The sequence below is a fragment of the Sphaerothrix gracilis Ecp01 genome (genome assembly GCF_030405905.1).
GTDB classification, from domain to species: domain Bacteria; phylum Cyanobacteriota; class Cyanobacteriia; order Phormidesmidales; family Phormidesmidaceae; genus Sphaerothrix; species Sphaerothrix gracilis.
In genome coordinates this window covers 86958-105797 of sequence record NZ_JASATW010000005.1, presented here as the reverse complement: position 1 = coordinate 105797, position 18840 = coordinate 86958, and the positions used below count along the sequence as shown (strand labels likewise).

The following is an 18840-nucleotide window of genomic DNA, read 5'->3' as shown; positions in this document are numbered from 1 at the left end:
ATCTGGTGGCAAAGCGCTGACTTAGAGTTCTTCGTACTCTGAGCGTAAAATCGACATGACAATTAGGGATTCAAATCCCGCTTCTGTCTTAATGCACTCTCGCAGCGTCCCTTCTTCGACGAAGCCTTCCTGTTCATACAGCCGCTTGGCTCGATGATTATAGACTTTTAAATCGAGCCAAAGGCGATGAGCACCGTAAGTCTTGAAGGCGAGCTGCTTGGCCTGCTGTAGGGCTGAGCGGCCATAGCCTTGGCCTTTTTCAGCTACGACCAGGCGACAAAGCTCTAAGTTGTGGTGCGGATTGCTGAGGCCAGCCAGAATCAGATAGCCGACTGGCTGAGGGGCAACAGGCGATTCCAAAATTAAATGTCGCTCATCTGAGTGTTCTAGAGCCGCTTGATGACGCGATCGCGGCCAGCCCACAACAAAACGAGCATTATCAGGATGCTGTTCGGTGATCAAGATAAAGTCCAAATCCGCTTCCGTACTTGAGCGGAGCTTGACTCGGTGAGTAGCGTGTCCCATTTCAGCAACGGGGCTAGAAAGGACAGGATTTATAGGGAATCCACTGCGTCCATAGCTTGGCTAAAGTGCCTTCAGCAATTAGCAGGTTGAGACCATAGTTGAGCGCATCTAGCAGTTCACGGTTGCCCGGAACGACGCCAACGCCGAAGGGGGTTTGCGTCGGAATCTCAAAAGCGACCCGCAAATCGGGATTCATGGCCTCAGCCGCTAGCAGCGGTAGAGCATCATCCAGCACAGCATCAATTGTCTGGGACTGCAATGCTTCAATCATCTCTGGCAGAACGCGATCGCTGCCGGGAAATTCGACAAATTCTAGATCGGGAAGCTGATTGATCAAGTCCAGCTCTGTGCTGTGTTTACTGGCTCCTAAGCGAGCTTCCTTCAGGTCTTCGATTGTCTCGATAGGGCTTTCATCCCTCACGAGCACAGCCACGTCAAAGCGGCCATAAGCTCGCGTAAAGTCAGCCCAAGCCCGTCTTTCCTGAGTGACAGGCTGGCTGAACCAGATGACATCATACTGACCTGAGCTGAGCTGAGTATAGAACTTGTCAAGCGGCAAGTCGCACCAAATCGGTTCTAGACCTAGCTTTTCACAGACAGCCCGCGCCGTTGCTGGCTCATAGCCCAAGCGTCTGCCTTCATCGATATAGCTCATCGGACGAGCATCAAAGCTGCTGGCAATGATGCGCAGCTTTCCCGGCTGAACCGTCGAGAGGGGAAAACTACTGTCCATAATTCTGTCAGATGCTGCCGTCATCGGTCTCAGAGTTTCCATAGTGCCTCTGTTGCCGTTATTTAGTTAATTTACCAAGACTTAACCTAGTAAAAGAAGATGTGGCCCACCCCTCAACAAAAGTTTTATACTCTTTTCCAGAGAATGCCCATTGACTTTATTAGGGTAACGCTGCCTGTCCAAAACAGACCGTCGCTGTTCACTCATTTGATCGGCTTTTAGGCGTAAGCCCCAAAAATTAACCCCAAGGTGAGCCGCGACGCAGCTCGCTGAAACTGGTACGCCTCTTTTGAATTAACATCTACATCAGTATCAGTGAATGGCCTAGCCTGATTCGCTTCTCTGATTATTCTCGATTTTCTTTTTAGACTAAGCGTTATTGGGTGGAGGGCTAGCGCGTTGAATGACTTGACGCTGACGGCTTACGATTTATGGAAAGGCTATGGCGATCGCTCCGTTGTCCAAGGTCTAAATTTTGCCCTGCAGCCGGGTGAAATCGTTGGTCTGCTAGGGCCCAATGGGGCTGGCAAAACGACAACGGTTGGGATGCTCTACGGCCTGGTGATTCCTACTCGCGGCTTTGTCCAGTTTGGGCCTTGGCAGCTACCGGCCCAGGGTAAGCAGGCCCGGGCTGAGATGGGTATTGTCACCCAGGAGGACAACCTCGACCCGGATTTTACCGTTTTCAAAAACCTGTCCTACTTTGCCCACCACTATCGTCTCCGGGGCAAGCAGGCCCGCGATCGCGCAGCCGAACTGCTGAGCCTGGTCAATCTGCAGGATAAAGCGCAGGCCCAGGTTGACGAACTTTCTGGCGGCATGAAACGGCGGCTCGTGCTAGCGCGAGCGCTAATCAATCGCCCCAAGCTCGTGTTTTTAGACGAGCCAACGACGGGCCTTGATCCAGATGCGCGGCAGGAATTTTGGCGACTGGTGACTCAGCTCAAACAGCAGGGCTGCGGTGTACTGCTGACCACACACTATATGGACGAAGCCCAGCGGCTCTGCGATCGCCTCCTGCTCATGCAGCAGGGCAAGGTGATTGATGAAGGGACGCCCGCCGTCCTGATCAAGCGCGTCATCAGTCACGAAGTTGTGGAGATCGAGGGCGTACCCGTCACTAAGCTCCAGGCTCTCAGCGAATCGTTTCAGGTTTGGGGACGGCCATTTGGCAATGGCTACCTGCTGGCTTTGCCCAGCGATCAGCCTGAGAGGCTTTGGAGCCAAATTGAAGCCCTGCATCCTCCCCGCCTGACCCGCCGCCGGGCCAATTTGGAAGATGTCTTTTTGCGACTCACCGGAAATTTACTGGAATGAAATCTCTATCACTTTCCCCCTGGGGCATTTATTCAGTCTGGTGGCGCCATTTTCAGGTCTATCGCAGCACCTGGCTGGTGAACTTTTTACCCCCCGTTTCAGAACCGATCATTTACCTCTTGGCTTTTGGCTTCGGCCTCACGCCGCTGATTGGCGAAGTCAGCTACGGAAATGCAACTATTTCCTACTCCCAATTCATCGCTCCCGGCATGATTGGCATTGGCGTCCTGTTCCAGTCTTTTTTTGAAGGCGCTTACAGCACGTTTATTCGGCTCAATTTTCAGAAAACCTGGCAGGCCCTGCTGACGGCTCCTCTAAGCTTTAGCGAAGTTTTCATCGGTGACTGGCTTTGGGCTACCACCAAGGGCACGATCGCCGGGGTGCTGACTGGCCTAGTGGCCGTAGTCGCCCGCCTCTATACTCTGCCCCATTTGCTGCTGGCGCTGCCCGTAATTGTTTTAGGTAGCCTCCTTTTCGGCGCGTTTGGGCTGCTGGTAGCGGGGATGGTGCGCAAAATCGACCAGGTGAACGTGCCGATTTTTCTGATGATTATTCCTATGTTCACCCTCTGCGGCACCTACTTTCCCCGCAGTACGCTGCCCCCCGCCTTGGAGTTTATTGCGGGTCTTTTGCCGCTGGCGGCGCTGGTGGATTTGCTGCGCTGGCCGCTGGGATTGCCTAATGGCTGGCTGCTGCCGCTGCTGTGGCTGGTGGCCTGGACGGTCTTGTTTACCTGGCTGGCGGTGAAGCGGATCTATCCGCTGCTGTTTCGGTAAGGGTGGGTGGCTGAGCTGCCCAGACTGAGCTGGCGAACTCAGGTTGCTTATGGTCTGGGCGAGCTGGGAATTGCGGCCCCTGTGAGTCTAGCGATCTTCTTTCTGCTGTTTTTTCTCACCGACGTGGCCGGACTTTCGCCAGGGCTGGCGGGCACGACGCTGCTGCTGGGTCGGCTGTGGGATGCGATGAACGATCCGCTGGTGGGCTGGCTCAGCGATCGCACCCAATCTCCCCTAGGACGCCGCTATAGCTGGATGGCGGCGGCAGCTTTACCGTTGGGACTGTGCTGCTGGCTGCAGTGGTGGGTGCCGCCGCTAGCAAATCAAACGGCCCTATTTCTCTACTACTGCCTAATTTCGCTTTTGGCCTACGGGCTGTATACGGCGGTGCAGTTGCCGTTTACGGCGCTGGCGGCTGAGCTAGCGGCCAGCTACGACCAGCGCACCCAGATTATGAGCGTGAAAGCGGGCTGCAATCTGGGCGGCAGCATTCTAGGACTCCTGCTCGCTCAGGTTGTTTTTGCGGCTGTGGCCGATACTCAAAGGCAGTACTGGCTGCTGGGGGCCGTAACTGGCGGCGGTGTCGTGCTGGCGATCGCGATCGCGGTGCTCGGCACCTATCCTCGCTACCGGGCGATGCAGGCACGGCGGTTGGTTTCCTCTGAGTCTGTTGCTATTACCGCTCAGCCGCCCTGGCGATCGCTGGCTACGAATCGCCCTTTTCGGTACATCGTCGGCCTTTATCTGTGTTCCTGGCTGGGGTTACAGGTGACGGCTGCTGTCCTGCCCTATTTTGTAACGGTTTGGCTGGGCCTGACGGAGCAGCATTTTACCCAAGTTGCGGTGGTGGTGCAGATGACGGCTTTGCTGGTGCTGCCGCTGTGGAGCTGGCTGGCTCAGAGGCTCGATAAGCAAAGAACCTACCTGCTGGGAGCGATGATAGCGATCGTGGGGCTGATAGGATTTTTGGGGCTGCGACCGGGGCAGGTCGGCATGCTGTATGGCTGCGCCGTTTTGGTGGGGTTAGGAGTGGCGACGTTTTATTTTGTGCCGTTTGCGCTGCTGGCTGATGTGATTGAGCGAGAGGCCGTCCGAACGGGACAGCGGCGGGAGGGTTTATTTTTCAGCGTTCTGGTGTTTTTGCAGAAGGGGGCTTTGGCGATCGCGCTTTTTCTGACGGGGCAGGTTTTGGCCGGATCGGGTTTTGTTTCGGAGGCTGGCCTATCACAACCAGAGACGGCGCTGTGGGCGATGCGGCTGCTGGTGGGTCTGTTGCCAGCGGTTCTCATGGCGGGGGGGTGTTTACTGGCTTGGCGCTATCCGCTGGGCCGCGAAGTGGTTGAAAAACCGTAGTTTTCTCGGAGATAGGGAAAATAGGGCGCGGGCACTCTGAAGCCTAGTCAGGGGGCTTCACTCATGAAAATTTGTCGTTTTAGCCAGCTAAGGCGATCGCGGAATCAGGCAGGTTTTACGCTGCTGGAAATGCTGCTGGTGCTGGTGATGATGGGAACGCTGGCGGCGATCGCGGCTCCTAGTCTGTTTGGGCTGTGGCAGCGGTATCAGCTTGCGGTGGGCCAGCGTGAGGTGTATGGCGGCATCCGCCAGGCTCAGCGACAGGCGATACAGGCCAAGATGAGCTGGCGCTTTAGCATTCGGGAAGTGGGCGATCGGGTGGAGTGGACGACTCATCCGGACACGATTTTGCCGAAGGATGCGACGGGCTGGCAAACGCTGCCTGTGGGGGTGCGGCTAGATGAGGAAACTAATTTAAGGCAGAAGAGTTATATTCCTTCCACTAAGTTTGACTACAAGGGCAATGTCCCGGCGCTGGCGTTTAAAGGACGGGTGACGCTGGTGGGTGAGGGGGGTGGTTCGTCAAAGCGCTGCGTGATTGTTTCGACGCTGCTGGGGGCAATGCGGCTTTCGACGGATCAACCTTATCCAGATGAGGATGGGCGTTATTGCTATTAAGGCCGCATTCGGTTGGTGGAGCGTGCCATTCATGACCCTACTGAGATTCGTCATCTGTTGCAGAGGGCAGATCAGCGGCGTTTTGACCGCGCAGCAGCGGCAGGCGCTTGTAGGCTTCGATGATTAAGGTAATAAAATTTTCTTGACTAAATCGTTCGTCCTGCATGAGCTGGAAGGCTCCAACAATGCCAATAGCCAGTAGTGCCCCAATGATAACGACGGGTAAGACATACCAGGGGACAAAGTGACTGACAATGGCAAATAGAGCCGTGACCACAAACAAGACAAACAGGTAAAACAGTCCAGATCCCCAAGGATTTTTGTGACGCTCGGCAGTAGTAGGACGCGGATCGGGCTGAGGCGCTGGAGGTGGCTCAAACCGTCGTTCTAGTTCTCTGCGAGTCTCTAGCCGATCTTCCCGGCCTTTTAGCGTTTCGATGCCTTCTAGCAGGTCGCGAACCCGTACCTGTTGCCGCAGACCGGAAGGAACAAATTCTTGAACGCCTAAAGCTTCCATATCCAGCAGATTTTTGTAATCCACCAAAACATCCGGCCTGTCCGGTAGGGGCACTTTTTCTTCGACTTCAATGCCGGGGATGGTGCCGTGAATATAGTCGAACTGATCGCGGATGCTCTCTAGCAAAATGCGGCGGGTGCTTTGATTACCGCTGACCCAGATGAAAATCTTGCGATCTTCTTTGTCGGCTTTGACCAGAGCTTTATTGCTACCTTTGGCCAAAACAACGCCGTTGCGCCAGTAGGTGCGTTTGGCAATGAGCTGATTCATCCGCACAATGAAGCGAGAAATAATGCTGCCGGGCAGGATGTTGTAGTGATATTGAAAAGGCAGTGCATCCTGCCAGTCGCCGGTTTCCGGCTCTTCTTTGCTGAGCAGGTCGGGCAGCAGATATTTTTCGTCGGCATAGCCTTCTAGGGGAAAGCACAGCTCAAACTTGCGCATGATGTCGAGAATGAACAGATGCTTTTCCGGCGGGTAGCGCTTGGCCTCTAGGATGCGGGGAAGCATGGAGCGCTCTAGCATACCTTTATGCTGAGTCATGAGGGCGTTGTCGTTGAGGATGGAGTAAACGCCGTTGGTGACCCATTCAGGATTGAGAACGCTATCTTGTTGCAGGCGAGGATCGTCTCGGAAGTTGAGGGCAATACCTAAATCGTGCAAAAAGCCGACGAGGGTTTCCTGGCTCTGCTCATCAGCTACTTTCTGATCGGCACAGATTTGCTGATACTGATGATATTCGATGTAGTCAGCCTCTAACTTTTCTAACCGAGCTTTCACCTCAAACCAAGATTCTGGCAGCGTATCGAACACGTGGGGCAGATCAGCAATCTGTGCCTGAATTTCTCGCCGCAGTTTTTCAACGCCTCTGTGCTTTGGATTGCTGCAGGAGGTTTCAATAAAGCCAGCGATGTTGGGATACTTGCGCTTGAGTCCCCGGCGATCGATATCAAGCGATTTTTGATCCACCTGATTGCCGACGATGATGACGGGAGAATTGCCGCTAAAGCTGCGAATAATCTTGAGCCAGTATTCTATGCGATTGCCCTGTTCATCCTGACGAGCGTTGAGCACTAGCAAATAGAGGCTGCGCTTGGTGAGGAAAAACTGGTGGGTAGCGTGCATAATCTCCTGCCCGCCAAAGTCCCAAACGTTGAGCTTTACAGTTTGCTGGTTGGCATCAATTGGCCAAGCGCGAATATTGATGCCTTCAGTCATCCGTTCAGCAGGATCAAACATGTCATCAATCAGCCGCCTGACCAGCGACGTTTTACCCACCTTAGCTTCGCCAACCAGCAGCACCTTAGCTTCATTCAGCGGGCGAGACGGTTCGGCTCGGTTTTGCAGGTAGTAGTTGATAATCTCTCTAGGCTTGTCAATTTTGATAAGAATTTCTGGTGGAATAGGTAAGTTGTTCTTGCTGAGGTCGAGCTCAGATAGATTTTTCAGTTGCGCGATTCCCGGCGGCAAACTGCTCAGTTGGTTCGCGCGGAGGCCGAGCTTAGATAGATTTTTCAGTTGCGCGATTTCCGGCGGCAAACTGCTCAGTTGGTTCTTGCTGAGGTCGAGCTCAGATAGATTTTGCAGTTGCGCGATTCCCGGCGGCAAACTGCTCAGTTGGTTCTCGCTGAGACGGAGCCCTAATAGATTTTGCAGTTGCGCGATTTCTGGCGGCAAACTGCTCAGTTGGTTCTCGCGGAGGTCGAGCTCAGATAGATTTTGCAGTTGCGCAATTTCTGGCGGCAAACTGCTCAGTTGGTTCGCGCGGAGGTCGAGCTCAGATAGATTTTGCAGTTGCGCAATTTCTGGCGGCAAACTGCTCAGTTGGTTCGCGCGGAGGTAGAGTTCAGATAGATTTTGCAGTTGCGCAATTTCTGGCGGCAAACTGCTCAGTTGGTTCTCGCGGAGGTAGAGCACAGATAAATTTTGCAGTTGCGCGATTTCTGGCGGCAAACTGCTCAGTCGGTTCTCGCTGAGGCCGAGCCTCGATAAATTTTGCAGTTGCGCGATTTCTGGCGGCAAACTGCTCAGTTGGTTCCCGCTGAGGTAGAGCTCAGATAGATTTTGCAGTTGCGCAATTTCGGCTGGTAAGGTTTGAAGTTTGTTCGCACTGAGATGGAGTCCCGATAGATTTTGTAGTTGCGCGATTTCTGGCGGCAAACTGCTCAGTCGGTTCACGCTGAGATGGAGCCCCGATAGATTTTGCAGTTGCGCGATTTCTGGCGGCAAACTGCTCAGTTGGTTCCCGCTGAGGTAGAGCACAGATAGATTTTGCAGTTGCGCGATTTCCGGCGGCAAACTGCTCAGTTGGTTCTCGCTGAGGTGGAGCACAGATAGATTTTGCAGTTGCGCAATTTCTGGCGGCAAACTGCTCAGTTGGTTCCCGCTGAGGTAGAGCACAGATAGATTTTGCAGTTGCGCGATTTCCGGCGGCAAACTGCTCAGTTGGTTCTCGCTGAGGTGGAGCACAGATAGATTTTGCAGTTGCGCAATTTCTGGCGGCAAACTGCTCAGTTGGTTCCCGCTGAGGTGGAGCCCCGATAGATTTTGCAGTTGCGCAATTTCGGCTGGTAAGGTTCGAAGTTGGTTCGCGCTGAGGTAGAGCACAGATAGATTTTGCAGTTGCGCAATTTCGGCTGGTAAGGTTCGAAGTTTGTTGCCGATAGGTCCTTTGCGAGGATCAAATTTGCCTAGGATAAGTTTTTCTAAATGAGTCAGTTGACCGATTTGGGGGGGGAGTTCTATTAAGTCATTTCCGGCCAAGTCAAGCTCCTTTCTCCCATCTCTGGCAGCTCGCTCAATTACCCGCAGCAGCTCATCCTGTGACATGACTCGCCCTCTACCTTTCTCCCCTAGATAGCACAGCTTCCTAGAAACAGTCACCTAAAACCACATAACTGTGCTCGAAGATCCCAGGGTTTTGACTTGTAGCGCTCTGCAGAAACCAAATTTCAGCTTAAAACCCTGGGATCTCCTCTCCAGCACTTTTCTCAACCAAAAACTGCTTTTTGCTGTAGATGTTGCAACAGCATACAAAACGACGAGAAGGTTATTTAGCTGCAAAGTTATCGGGCAGATCCTTCAAAGTCTTGCCGTGTGCTTGCAATAGCTCATCCAACGCTTTCATCTGAGAAATCGTGAACGATGGCACGCTATCACCTCGTTCCCAACGGCTAATCGTTCGAGCCGACGTACCAATCTGCCGCGCAAATCCCTCCTGAGACAATCCCAGTTCCTCTCGTAACTTTTTAAGCGGCGATTCTTCCATTCAAGTCACAGTCAGCCCATCTAACCATCTGGCAGAAGTAAGACAACTTGTCTAGACTGCTTGACAAAAGAATCAGGTGTCTAGACAATATGTCTATACAGGAACAGCAGAGAAGCCGAAATCCGCGAGAGCTGCGGGTCACAGGCTGTCCTGCTGTCGTGTCTCATTCTACCGTCCCAACACCATGCCAGATTACCAATCACCCCACCCCTGGGTGGTCTATCGCCGCCTGCCCGATCGCCAAAACCTCGCCGTCGCTCGATTCCACCACCGCCACGACGCCGAAAACTACCTCGCCCTCCTCCAGCAGCTCCTCACCGAACCGCCCTTCCTCATCCACTTCGACACCCAAGACACCCCAACCCCATCTACCCCTCCACCCACTACCCGCTACCCAAAACGCCGCCTACGCCACTACCTCGTCGGCTCCCCCACCGCCACCCAAAACGCCATCGATCGCCTCTATTTACTCGGCTACCGCGATCGCTCCGCCTGGAGCCACACCGTTGACATCCCAGAAAACGGCCTGCTCATTCGCCCCGACCCCGGCGACGTCCTGCGCTACAGCCAGCAACGACTCAGCTAGTCGCTGGCTACTCTTCCTCATCCGTCGGCCAGTCCCCCGCGGCCTCAGCCGCCTGCGGCACGCGACGAGCAGCCAGGTCATAGACCGGAGCCAGTTCAAGCTGATTCGGTGCCACCTTAGGCTTAGTCGTCTGTCGCCGCCGCCGCGAGACATTTTCCTCAGTCGTCTCTTCCGCAATCACCTCATACAGCAGCGCCAGCTTGTCCCCCGTCCCCTTGCGCAACACCCGCCCCAGCCGCTGAATATACTCCCGCGTAGAGCCAGAACCCGAAAGCAAAATCGCCACTCTCGCCTCTGGCACGTCCACCCCTTCATTCAGCACGTGAGAAACCACCAGAGTTTTATACTCGCCGCTGCGGAACTTTTGCAGCACGTCGTGGCGCTCCTTCACCGGGGTCTGATGGGTAATCGCCGGAATCAAAAAGTCCTGAGAAATGCGATAGACCGTGGCGTTGTCGTTGGTAAAGATAATTGTCCGTTCGGGGTAGTGCTGCACCAGCAAATCTGCCAGCACCTTCAGCTTGCCGTCCGTGCCCAGGGCGATCGCCTTCGCCTCCCGGTGAGCCAGCATTGCCCGCCGCCCCGCCTGCGATCGCGCACTAGCAGCTACAAACCGCTGCCAGCCTTTAGTGGTGCCCAGCCAAATATTGCTCTCTTGCAGAAAGCGATTGCGCCGCTGGGTGAGGAAATCATAGCGATCGCGCTCTTGTTCAGATAGCTGCACCTTAATCTGAATCACCTGATAGGGCGCTAATGCCTTGCCGGATAGCTCCTCAGCCGTGCGGTGATAGACTACCGGGCCGAGGAGCTGGGTTAAATCCTCATGGCGACCATCGGCCCGATCCGGGGTGGCCGTGAGGCCGAGGCGATAGGGCGCAATGGAGAACTCAGCAATCACCCGGTTGAAGTCGCTGGGCAAGTGGTGGCACTCATCGCAGATCAGCAGGGCATACTGGTTGCCCAAAGTTTCGGCATGAATAGCGGCGCTGTCGTAAGTGGCAACCAGGATCGGGGTGCGATCGCGGGAGCCGCCCCCTAGCAAACCCACTGCCACATCCGGGAAAGCCGCTTCCAAATGGGCATACCACTGGTGCATTAGATCCAGCGTCGGCACCGTGATTAGGGTGCTGCGCGGCGTCGCCTGCATCGCCAACTGGGCCAGATAGGTCTTACCTGCCGCCGTCGGCAGCACCACCACTCCCCGCCAGCCGGACTGCACCCAAGCGCTGAGCGCTTCTCGCTGATGGGCGTAGGGTTCCATCACCAAGCGCGGCTGGAGCTGTAACGGCTCAAACTTAGGCGACTGGTCTTCAAAAGAGACGCCTTCGGCCCGCAGCGCTTCCACCAAGGGCCGATACTGATTGGCGGGCACCCGAAACCGCTCAATCCGATCGTCCCAAACGGCATAGTCTACCCAGGCTTTGCCTCGCGGTGGCGGATGCAGAATCAGCGTCCCACGATCGAATTTTAAAGTCGGCGTTCGCATTCCCTACCTAGACACCCTGGGCCTATTGTAAAGGAGAGCGTTCTAATGAATCCTCACAGAGGCAGAACAGGCAGAGACGGCCCTAGCGCAGGAACGACAAAGATCGGCGCGGCTGGCAGACTGGCTGAGAGCATTGAGCCTCGATCTCGATACTGTATAGATAGGCTCTGTTACTGCTCGGTTTTAATGACTCGTTATCTGCTGCGGCGCGTTCTGATTGCGATTCCGACCTTAATTGCCATTAGCGTGGTGATTTTTACGATTTTAGCGATCGCCCCCACCAACCCCCTCGGCGATCTGGCAGCCAATCCGTCGATCACCGCCGAAGTCCGGGAAAATATCCGCCGCACTCTGGGACTCGATCAGCCCGTTCATATTCGCTATTTCAAATGGGCCTGGGCTTTTCTGCAGGGCAACATGGGTTACTCCTTCACCAGCCGCAGCCCTGTCAGCGGCCTGATTGTGCAGCGCCTACCCACGACGCTGTGGATTATCGGCGCGGCCTACAGCCTCAGCGTTTTGCTGGCATTTCCCTTGGGAATGGTTTCGGCCCTCAAGCGCGGTTCTATTTTCGATCGCTTAGCAACCACCTTTGCCTTCATGGGCTTTTCCCTGCCGACGTTCTTCACCGGGCTGCTGTTTATCATCGTCTTCAGCGTTCAGCTCGGCTGGTTTCCCTTCATCTACAACAGCTCGCTGACGGTGCAGGGCTGGTCCAGCTTTTTAGCGGTACTGCGGCAGTCGATTATGCCAATTTGCGTACTCGCCCTGTTTCAGACGGCGGTGCTGATGCGCTTTATTCGCTCTGCTGTCCTAGAGGAACTGCCCCAGGACTATGTGCAAACTGCTTATGCCAAGGGACTTTCAGCGTTTCGGGTGATTAATCTGCACGTGCTGCGCAATGCCCTGGTGCCGGTAGTGACGCTGGTGGCGCTGGATATTCCCACCATTTTTACCGGCTCGCTGGTGACAGAGCAGGTGTTTCGGGTGCCAGGAATCGGGGCGCTGCTGGTGGAGTCCATCTACCGGGGAGATACGCCAGTGGTGATGGCGATCGCGTTTATCTACGCCATTTTGGTAGTGATTTTTAACCTGATAGCGGACCTGCTCTATGGCTGGCTAGATCCCAGGGTGCGATACGACCCATAGGGATAACTCGCGCATCGCCCCTACGGCGTGACAGGGACGAAATCATAGCCGCGACCCGATCGCGAACCGGGTTCAACCGTCACCAACTGAGCCGCCTGATTGCGATCGCCCGATGGTAGAAACTTGACTTGGCTAGCCGCCCCGTCTGCCGCAAAGGTAGCACTCGTCAGGGTTGCCTGCAGATTTTGCCGGTTAGTGACAGGAGTGGACTCTAGCGCAGCAGCGATCGCCATCACCGCATCGTAAGCCATAGCCGTGCGCCAGCTCACATCTCCGCCCCAGAGACGGCGCGAATCCTGGGCAAAGTCAGCCTCTGGATCAGCCAGAATATGCCAGGGAATGGCAACCACCAAATCGTCCGCTGCCGCCCCTACCGAAAGCACTTCGGGATTGTAAAGACTGTCGCCCCCTAGCATAGCCAGATCGCCCCCGTTGGCCTCGATGACCGCGATCGCCTGATCTAGAGTTGACGTATTGGCCGCTAGCATCAAAGTCTCAACCCCCTGGGACTTGAGCTGCTGCACCGCCTCAGCCGCGTTGAAATTGGGCGCGGCAAGGTCTAGCTCGGCGGCAATTTGACCGCCATCGCTGAAAACTGCCGTGGTGAACTCATTTTTGAGGGACGTGCTGTAGTCACTCTCGGAGTTGAAGAAAACGGCGGCGGTTTGCTGACTGAGCTGATTCAGCATGTAGCGAGCTAGGGTAGTAGCGGCAAAGCGATCGCTGGGCGTGGTGCGAAACACATAGTCGCTGACGCCGGAAATCTCGACTGAGGTGCTGGTAGGGGAAATTAGCGGCAGTTGCCCCTCCGTGTAAATGGGCGCGGTTGCCAGCGTGATATTGCTGCTGAAGTGCCCCACCACCGCCAACACATCCGCAGCGGCCACAAGCTGATTAGCGATCGCTTCAGCCTCAGCCGGACTATTGCCATCGTCAGCAATCACCACCCGCAGCGGCACGCCATCAAGGCCGCCCGCCTGATTAATTTCGGTCTGGGCCTGAGCCACACCCCGCAGAATTTCTAAGGCCGGATCTAGCGCGGTTTCGACCGGAGCCGCTACGGCAATGGTGTAGGCCTGCTGCTCGGCAATGCGGGCGTTGTTGAGATAAATGAGTGCTTCTGGGTCGTTACGATTTTCCGCCAGCGCCGACTCCAGTAAGGAAACGGCCTGATCGTAATTTCCGGCGGCGATCGCTTCAACGCCCTGCTGCTTCAGCGGCGAAGCATCGGCGACAAGTATCTGTTCGCCCTGACTGAGGCGAGAGTCGCTTGTTTCAGTGGCAGTTTCGGTCTGGGTGTTGACAGACTGAGCCGAATCCGTAGAGGGGTCTGAGCCACCTAGCTGCAGTCGTGGCCAAAGCCAAGCGCCCAAAGCACCGACTAGGGCAACCGTAATCAGTAAAGAAATTAGTAAAACAGGCGTTTCGTTTCGATTAGACATGCGCGATTACTCAGTCAAGGCCGCTAATCGAGTATAGGGGCAATATACCAAGCTGTAAAAAGTAGTAGAACAGCTTTCAAAATGGCTGTCTATTCATTACGGGCACCAGGGTATTGCCTGTTGGCCGCAGACAAACTCTAGGGAACTATGAGGTAGTTTCTGCTAGCGCAGCTCCATCTAAAATATGGGTTGAGTAGGTTGGATAATCGATTGACCAGACGCGCCCGTAGGCAAACCAGAGGAGGCAGTTTTTGATGGTGGATGGGATTTACACCCTAGCCAACGACAGGGTTTTTGATCAGCTTGTGGCGCTGCTTAATAGCATTGAAGCCAACGCCGGGAAAGACTATCCGGTCTGCGTCATTGCCTACGATCAGCAGCTAGAACGGGTCAGACAGGAACTTACCCGTCGCCCCCAGGTGAGGCTATTAGACGACCACTCTCTGTTTCAGCGGTGGGAAGATTTTTCTTACGCTGTTTGGCAATCTCATCCCACCGCTCTGAGCGATTGGCAAAATCAGGGAATCAAAACCCGGTTTTACCGCGTGGGTGAAAACCATCGCTACTGCGCCTTTGATGCCGCTGCCCCCTTCGATCGCTTCATTTATCTAGACGCCGACACCTTAGTCCTGGGGCCGCTAGAGCCTTTTTTTGCCGCTTTAGACCACAGCGATTTTGCAGTCTACGACTTCCAGTTCAAAGACCCCTCTCATATTTTTAATATCAACAGCGATCGCCTAGAAGCCTTATTCAGCTCAGAACGCATTCAAAAAGAAATCTTCTGCTCAGGTTGTTACGCCGCTAAAAAAGGCACGTTTCCCCCTGACCACTTAGCTTGGCTGGTTTCGGGGCTGCGGGGCGGCGATGCCGAAGTGTTATATCTAGGCGCGCCTAACCAGTCTGTGCTGAATTACATGGTGATGAAAAGCGACCGTCAGGTACACAATCTGGCTCTAGCCCGGCCTGCCGGACAAGCCACGGGCAACTCGGTCACGTCTTCTCATTTCGTAGCCCAAGATCATCTGCTTTACGACAAAGGGAAACGGCTCACCTATCTGCATTACATCGGCGTTAGCTCCAAGTTTTTTCAACGCCTGTGTGCAGGTGAAAACCTGGAGTTTCCCTACCGCGATATTTTCCTGCACTATCGCTATTTGAAGAATCCGGCAGATCGCCCCGACTTCAAAGGCCAGCCAACCTACTACAAACCCAAGCCGCCTACCCTGCCGCAGCGTCTACTCAGAAAACTAGGACTGTCTTAGCCAAAACAGAGGAGTGATTGAACGATATGGTTGCTACGGGAAAAGTCGTTTTCATTCTGGGCATCGGCCGCTCTGGCTCGACCATGTTAGATCTGATGCTGGGCAGTCACTCTCAGGGCTTTTCCTTAGGGGAAATTAGCAAGCTGCCAGAAATTTATCGCCGCACGCCCACACTCAGCGCCCTCTGCCCCAGCGGCACGTTTTGGCCTGATCATTTTAGTCAGGCCGATGCGGAGCAGCTCGCTTTGGGCCTGAGTGGTCGTCGCCTCCGGGCCTATCTCCCGCTCAAACTAGAGCGTTGGATCCGCGAACGTATTGGTCAGGATGCCGTATTCAATCCCTACACGCTGCTGGCAGAAAGAATCCAGAAAACCCTGCTGGTAGACTCTAGCAAATATCCTGACTGGGTAGCCCAGCGGCTAAAGGCGCGTGAGTTCCGTCAGGGGCGTTTACAAGCCTATGTCATTCATGCGGTGCGCGATGGTCGAGCCGTTCTCAACTCCTACCTGCGCGCTTACCCTGCCCTGACGGTAGAAACCGTGAGCCAGCGCTGGCTGGAAAATCTTGACCAGTGCGATCGCCTCTATGCCAGTTTGCCTGCCAATCGGCGCTTACAGGTACAGTACGAAGCCCTAGCCACCGAGCCGGCAGAGATTATGCGTCAGGTATGCGCTTTCCTGGAAATTCCTTTTGAACCCGAGATGCTGGCCTACTGGCAGCACGACCATCACTATATTGCCGGTAGCCGCAGCGCCAGAGCGCTGATCGCCCGCTATCGCAATCAGCCCGTCGCCAGCAATACCCAAGCGGTGCATGGCGACTATTACGCCAAGATGGATCTCACCATCAAGCTTGACCAGCGCTGGCAGCAAGAGTTGGCCCCCGAAAACCTAGAGCGGTTTTATGCCATCGTGGGCGATCGCAATCAGCCCTTTGCATGGGAATAGGTGCTGACACTTTGAGGTTAGAAGGTTAGGCAAACGGAGAGCCTCTACTCACTGGGCTGTGCCTGGGAGCGACGGCGGCGGCAGCGATCGGAGCAGTATTTGACTTCATCCCAGCAGTCAGCCCACTTTTTGCGCCAGGTAAAAGGGCGCTGACAGACGGGGCAAACTTTCGTGGGTAGATCTGACTTGGAGCGCTGGCGGGCCATAGAACGTAAACCTTTACCTGATTGGGGTCTGTTTTTATTCCTAAGCGGCAGTAGAGCAGCCGCAGGATGGGCTTTCTTTAGTTTGCTGTAAAGACAGACTCTTACGCATTATGACGGATACGAGGGAAATTAAAGTTTTTGCAAATACTGAGAGTTTTCCGTAGGAATATCGTCAACTACGGCTGATTTTCTGGCATAGCCGCTAGCGCGATCGCTAATATAGCAGCGTTGTCTTCCTACCCGTTGCAGTTTGATAGCCCATTGTCCACCATGCAGTGTTCAAAATGCGGTCACCGCCCCGTGTATCGTCATGGGAAAGCAAAGCTGAGACGGCAGTATTTTTGCCCAGCTTGTCAAAGTACCTTTACACGTCCGCTACTTTTATCTCGGCGGGGCTTAGCGGCTTTAGGAGCAGGTGGCATTACTGCGCTGGGAGTCTTCGGATTTTTATTTGTTACCGAGCGCATCACACTGGCAGGAGTCCCGGCCTCGGTGATTTTCACCTTTTTGCAAGACGATGTGGCTCGACAAGCCTATTTTCGCGGCCATAACGCTTTGCTACACGATCGCCTCGTGCAGCTTGGCATTGAACCTAGAATGAAAGCGTTTTATGCCGATCGAATTGCGGATGAGCAGGCGCTTGATTTGCACATCCACCAGATTCTTTACGACCGGACTGGTTACATTGGAGAAGCCTATAGGGTAGAACCGGCTAGTAATGAGTTAGTTTTAAAGGATCCTAGTCTTGTTCCTACCCACGCAGACTGATACAGCAACGCTAAAGGCTAGCCTTGGCTCAACCTCAATTCAGGTTATTTGAGTTGTCTTGCAAACTTCGGCGGCTCGTACAATTAGAGTCGCTGTCAGTCAAGAGACGCTGCCATGAAAGTCTTGATCGCAATTGTCAGCGGCATCAGCACCACCCTCGGCCAAGCTTTGCTGTTACACCTGGTTGTGTCTGGCTTTATGGCCGTTAATGGAATTTGGGTGGTTCTGAGCTTGCTAATTTTTAACTGTGGCGTTGCGGGTTTGGCAATATTTTTCCTCGCGAACTAATTTTTGCGGGATAAATCGGCTGATCTATCCCGCAAAACCTATTGCCCTAAGCACCAACGGCCTCTTTCGCTGCATACAGCACTTCAGCACTGATTTCAGCAATATTGCGATCGCGGGCAAACTTCTCAGTATTGCGCTTCACCTTACCACGCACAAAGCCAGGGATTTTGTTCAGCTCTGCCAAGCCATCTTTAGTCCAGCTCATATCGGAATCCGCAGACATGGTTTTGGTGATGACTTCCTTGGTGTCGTGGCCACCAAAGATCTCTAGCAGGTGATCTTCCATACCCAAGGTGAAAGAGTTATAAATCAGATCGACGACCTGGTTAGCCCCTTCATAGCCCAAGAACGGACGGTAGCCCACCGGGAAGTTCTGGACGTGAATGGGAGCCGCAATCACGCCGCAGGGAATATCTAGGCGCTTACCCACATGACGCTCCATTTGGGTACCGAAAATAGCAGCAGGCTCAATGCGAGCGATCGCGTCACCAATTTCACCATGATCCTCGCTCATGAGTACTTCATCACAGTATTCGCCCACTTCCTGCTTAAACCATTCGGTATCGTACTTGCAGTAAGAGCCTGCTAGCACGACGTGGATTCCCATCTCGCGCGCCAGAATTTTAGTGATAGCGGCGGCATGGGTACTATCGCCAAAAACGACGCACTTTTTGCCCGTGAGGTTTTGGCAGTCAATCGAGCGGGAAAACCAAGCCGCCTGAGAGGCAAAGCGGGTTTGCTCATCAATAAAGCTTTCATAATTCACCTCAGCCCCCTGCTGGTTCAGAATCTTCTGAATCGCCCGGATGCAGCGAGCCGTTTCGACGATACCCATCGGCGTGATATCCACGTAGGGCATATCAAACTCGGTCTTGAGATACTCTGCGGTGGTGGGGCCAATCTCTCTGTAAGGAACGAGATTAAACCAGGCGCGAGGCAGGTTCTTTAGCTCATGGACAGAAGCCCCGTCGGGCACTACAGCGTTCACCTCAATGCCCAAATCGGCCATTAGCCGCCGCAGTTCCTTGACATCGTGATTGTTGTGAAAACCGAGGGTCGTAATGCCAAAAATATTGACTGAAGGCTTGGCAGTTTTAGCGGCTGGCAGTTCGCCTTTTTTCCTGGCCTTGTTGAGGTAGTAGGCCACAATCTGCTGCAAAGTGCGATCGGCGGCCTGGAGCTCATTTACCCGGTAGTGGTTGACGTCGGCCAGCATAACGTCGCCTTGAGCATCTAGCTGTGCCCGCTCTACGAAGTTTTGTAGGTCTTCCTGCAGGATGCTAGAAGTGCAGGTCGGGGTCAGCACAATCAGATCGGGGTGCTCCTCTCGATCTTTGCGGGTGATATTGTCTACCACCTTCTCCTGTGAACCCCGCGCTAGCACATTGCGATCGACCACGCTGGCGGTGACAGGGGTAAAGTCGCGCTCCCGCGACAGCATCGATCGCATGACGTTGAAGTAGTCATCGCCAATCGGGGCGTGCATGATGGCGTGAACATTCTTAAAAGAACTGGCAATGCGAAGGGTGCCGATGTGGGCGGGGCCTGCATACATCCAATAAGCCAGTTTCATATAGCGTTCTCCCTATCCGGTAGTCT

Annotated in this window: 18 protein-coding genes; 10 read left to right on the top strand and 8 right to left on the bottom strand. The window is 54.4% G+C overall.

Going from position 1 to position 18840, the window contains the following annotated elements; genetic code table 11:
- Window positions 1-21: 21 nt before the first annotated feature.
- Both QJQ48_RS06885 and QJQ48_RS06880 read right to left on the bottom strand, forming a co-directional pair.
- Window positions 22-525, bottom strand: coding sequence for a GNAT family N-acetyltransferase (locus QJQ48_RS06885; protein WP_346290474.1), 504 nt, complete (start codon window positions 523-525; stop codon window positions 22-24).
- A gap of 13 nt (window positions 526-538) precedes the next feature.
- Complete coding sequence (locus QJQ48_RS06880; RefSeq protein WP_346290473.1) at window positions 539-1300, bottom strand: substrate-binding periplasmic protein; 762 nt, start codon at window positions 1298-1300, stop codon at window positions 539-541.
- 366 nt (window positions 1301-1666) lie between these two features.
- On the opposite strand from QJQ48_RS06880, the gene QJQ48_RS06875 reads away from it, so the two are divergent.
- From QJQ48_RS06875 to QJQ48_RS06860, 4 genes are all read left to right on the top strand, one after another.
- Window positions 1667-2575: an ABC transporter ATP-binding protein gene (locus QJQ48_RS06875; protein WP_346290646.1), complete on the top strand. Its 909-nt coding sequence runs from the start codon at window positions 1667-1669 to the stop codon at window positions 2573-2575.
- Entirely contained in the window at window positions 2572-3351 is a 780-nt protein-coding gene (locus QJQ48_RS06870; RefSeq protein ID WP_346290472.1) for an ABC transporter permease, read from the top strand. The genes QJQ48_RS06875 and QJQ48_RS06870 overlap by 4 nt, the downstream gene beginning before the upstream one ends.
- Before the next feature lie 6 nt (window positions 3352-3357).
- Window positions 3358-4704, top strand: coding sequence for an MFS transporter (locus QJQ48_RS06865; protein ID WP_346290471.1), 1347 nt, complete (start codon window positions 3358-3360; stop codon window positions 4702-4704).
- A gap of 63 nt (window positions 4705-4767) precedes the next feature.
- Window positions 4768-5322: a pilus assembly FimT family protein gene (locus tag QJQ48_RS06860; RefSeq protein ID WP_346290470.1), complete on the top strand. Its 555-nt coding sequence runs from the start codon at window positions 4768-4770 to the stop codon at window positions 5320-5322.
- Window positions 5323-5359: 37 nt separating this feature from the next.
- Here the strand turns inward: QJQ48_RS06860 and QJQ48_RS06855 are convergent, their stop codons facing one another.
- Both QJQ48_RS06855 and QJQ48_RS06850 read right to left on the bottom strand, forming a co-directional pair.
- Window positions 5360-8668 (bottom strand): leucine-rich repeat domain-containing protein, encoded by a 3309-nt coding sequence (locus QJQ48_RS06855; protein WP_346290469.1) that lies wholly within the window; start codon window positions 8666-8668, stop codon window positions 5360-5362.
- 220 nt (window positions 8669-8888) lie between these two features.
- Entirely contained in the window at window positions 8889-9107 is a 219-nt protein-coding gene (locus QJQ48_RS06850; protein ID WP_346290468.1) for a helix-turn-helix domain-containing protein, read from the bottom strand.
- Between the two features lie 184 nt (window positions 9108-9291).
- Here QJQ48_RS06850 and QJQ48_RS06845 point away from each other — a divergent pair, with 184 nt between their 5' ends.
- Window positions 9292-9693 carry a hypothetical protein gene (locus QJQ48_RS06845; RefSeq protein WP_346290467.1) on the top strand — a complete coding sequence of 134 codons (402 nt, stop codon included), beginning with the start codon at window positions 9292-9294 and terminating at the stop codon, window positions 9691-9693.
- A 7-nt stretch (window positions 9694-9700) separates the two neighbouring features.
- Here the strand turns inward: QJQ48_RS06845 and QJQ48_RS06840 are convergent, their stop codons facing one another.
- A complete protein-coding gene (locus tag QJQ48_RS06840) occupies window positions 9701-11179 on the bottom strand; it encodes a DEAD/DEAH box helicase (protein ID WP_346290466.1) in 1479 nt (492 codons plus the stop codon).
- Window positions 11180-11365: 186 nt separating this feature from the next.
- On the opposite strand from QJQ48_RS06840, the gene QJQ48_RS06835 reads away from it, so the two are divergent.
- Window positions 11366-12328: an ABC transporter permease gene (locus QJQ48_RS06835; protein WP_346290465.1), complete on the top strand. Its 963-nt coding sequence runs from the start codon at window positions 11366-11368 to the stop codon at window positions 12326-12328.
- 20 nt (window positions 12329-12348) lie between these two features.
- On the opposite strand, the gene QJQ48_RS06830 is transcribed toward QJQ48_RS06835, so the two are convergent.
- A complete protein-coding gene (locus QJQ48_RS06830; protein WP_346290464.1) occupies window positions 12349-13770 on the bottom strand; it encodes an ABC transporter substrate-binding protein in 1422 nt (473 codons plus the stop codon).
- 254 nt (window positions 13771-14024) lie between these two features.
- On the opposite strand from QJQ48_RS06830, the gene QJQ48_RS06825 reads away from it, so the two are divergent.
- On the top strand, window positions 14025-15032 hold the full coding sequence (locus QJQ48_RS06825; RefSeq protein WP_346290463.1) for an Npun_R2821/Npun_R2822 family protein: 1008 nt from the start codon (window positions 14025-14027) through the stop codon (window positions 15030-15032).
- A 26-nt stretch (window positions 15033-15058) separates the two neighbouring features.
- Window positions 15059-15979, top strand: a complete 921-nt coding sequence (locus QJQ48_RS06820; RefSeq protein ID WP_346290462.1) for a sulfotransferase family protein — start codon at window positions 15059-15061, stop codon at window positions 15977-15979.
- Between the two features lie 44 nt (window positions 15980-16023).
- Here QJQ48_RS06820 and QJQ48_RS06815 read toward each other — a convergent pair whose 3' ends face one another.
- Entirely contained in the window at window positions 16024-16185 is a 162-nt protein-coding gene (locus QJQ48_RS06815; protein ID WP_346290461.1) for a DUF2256 domain-containing protein, read from the bottom strand.
- Between the two features lie 270 nt (window positions 16186-16455).
- On the opposite strand from QJQ48_RS06815, the gene QJQ48_RS06810 reads away from it, so the two are divergent.
- The gene (locus QJQ48_RS06810) at window positions 16456-16953 is read left to right on the top strand and encodes a hypothetical protein (RefSeq protein WP_346290460.1); all 498 of its coding nucleotides are present in this window, start codon (window positions 16456-16458) and stop codon (window positions 16951-16953) included.
- A gap of 114 nt (window positions 16954-17067) precedes the next feature.
- Window positions 17068-17241 carry a hypothetical protein gene (locus QJQ48_RS06805; protein ID WP_346290459.1) on the top strand — a complete coding sequence of 58 codons (174 nt, stop codon included), beginning with the start codon at window positions 17068-17070 and terminating at the stop codon, window positions 17239-17241.
- Between the two features lie 46 nt (window positions 17242-17287).
- Here QJQ48_RS06805 and bchB read toward each other — a convergent pair whose 3' ends face one another.
- Window positions 17288-18814, bottom strand: coding sequence for a ferredoxin:protochlorophyllide reductase (ATP-dependent) subunit B (gene bchB / locus QJQ48_RS06800; RefSeq protein WP_346290458.1), 1527 nt, complete (start codon window positions 18812-18814; stop codon window positions 17288-17290).
- Between the last annotated feature and the right edge of the window lie 26 nt (window positions 18815-18840).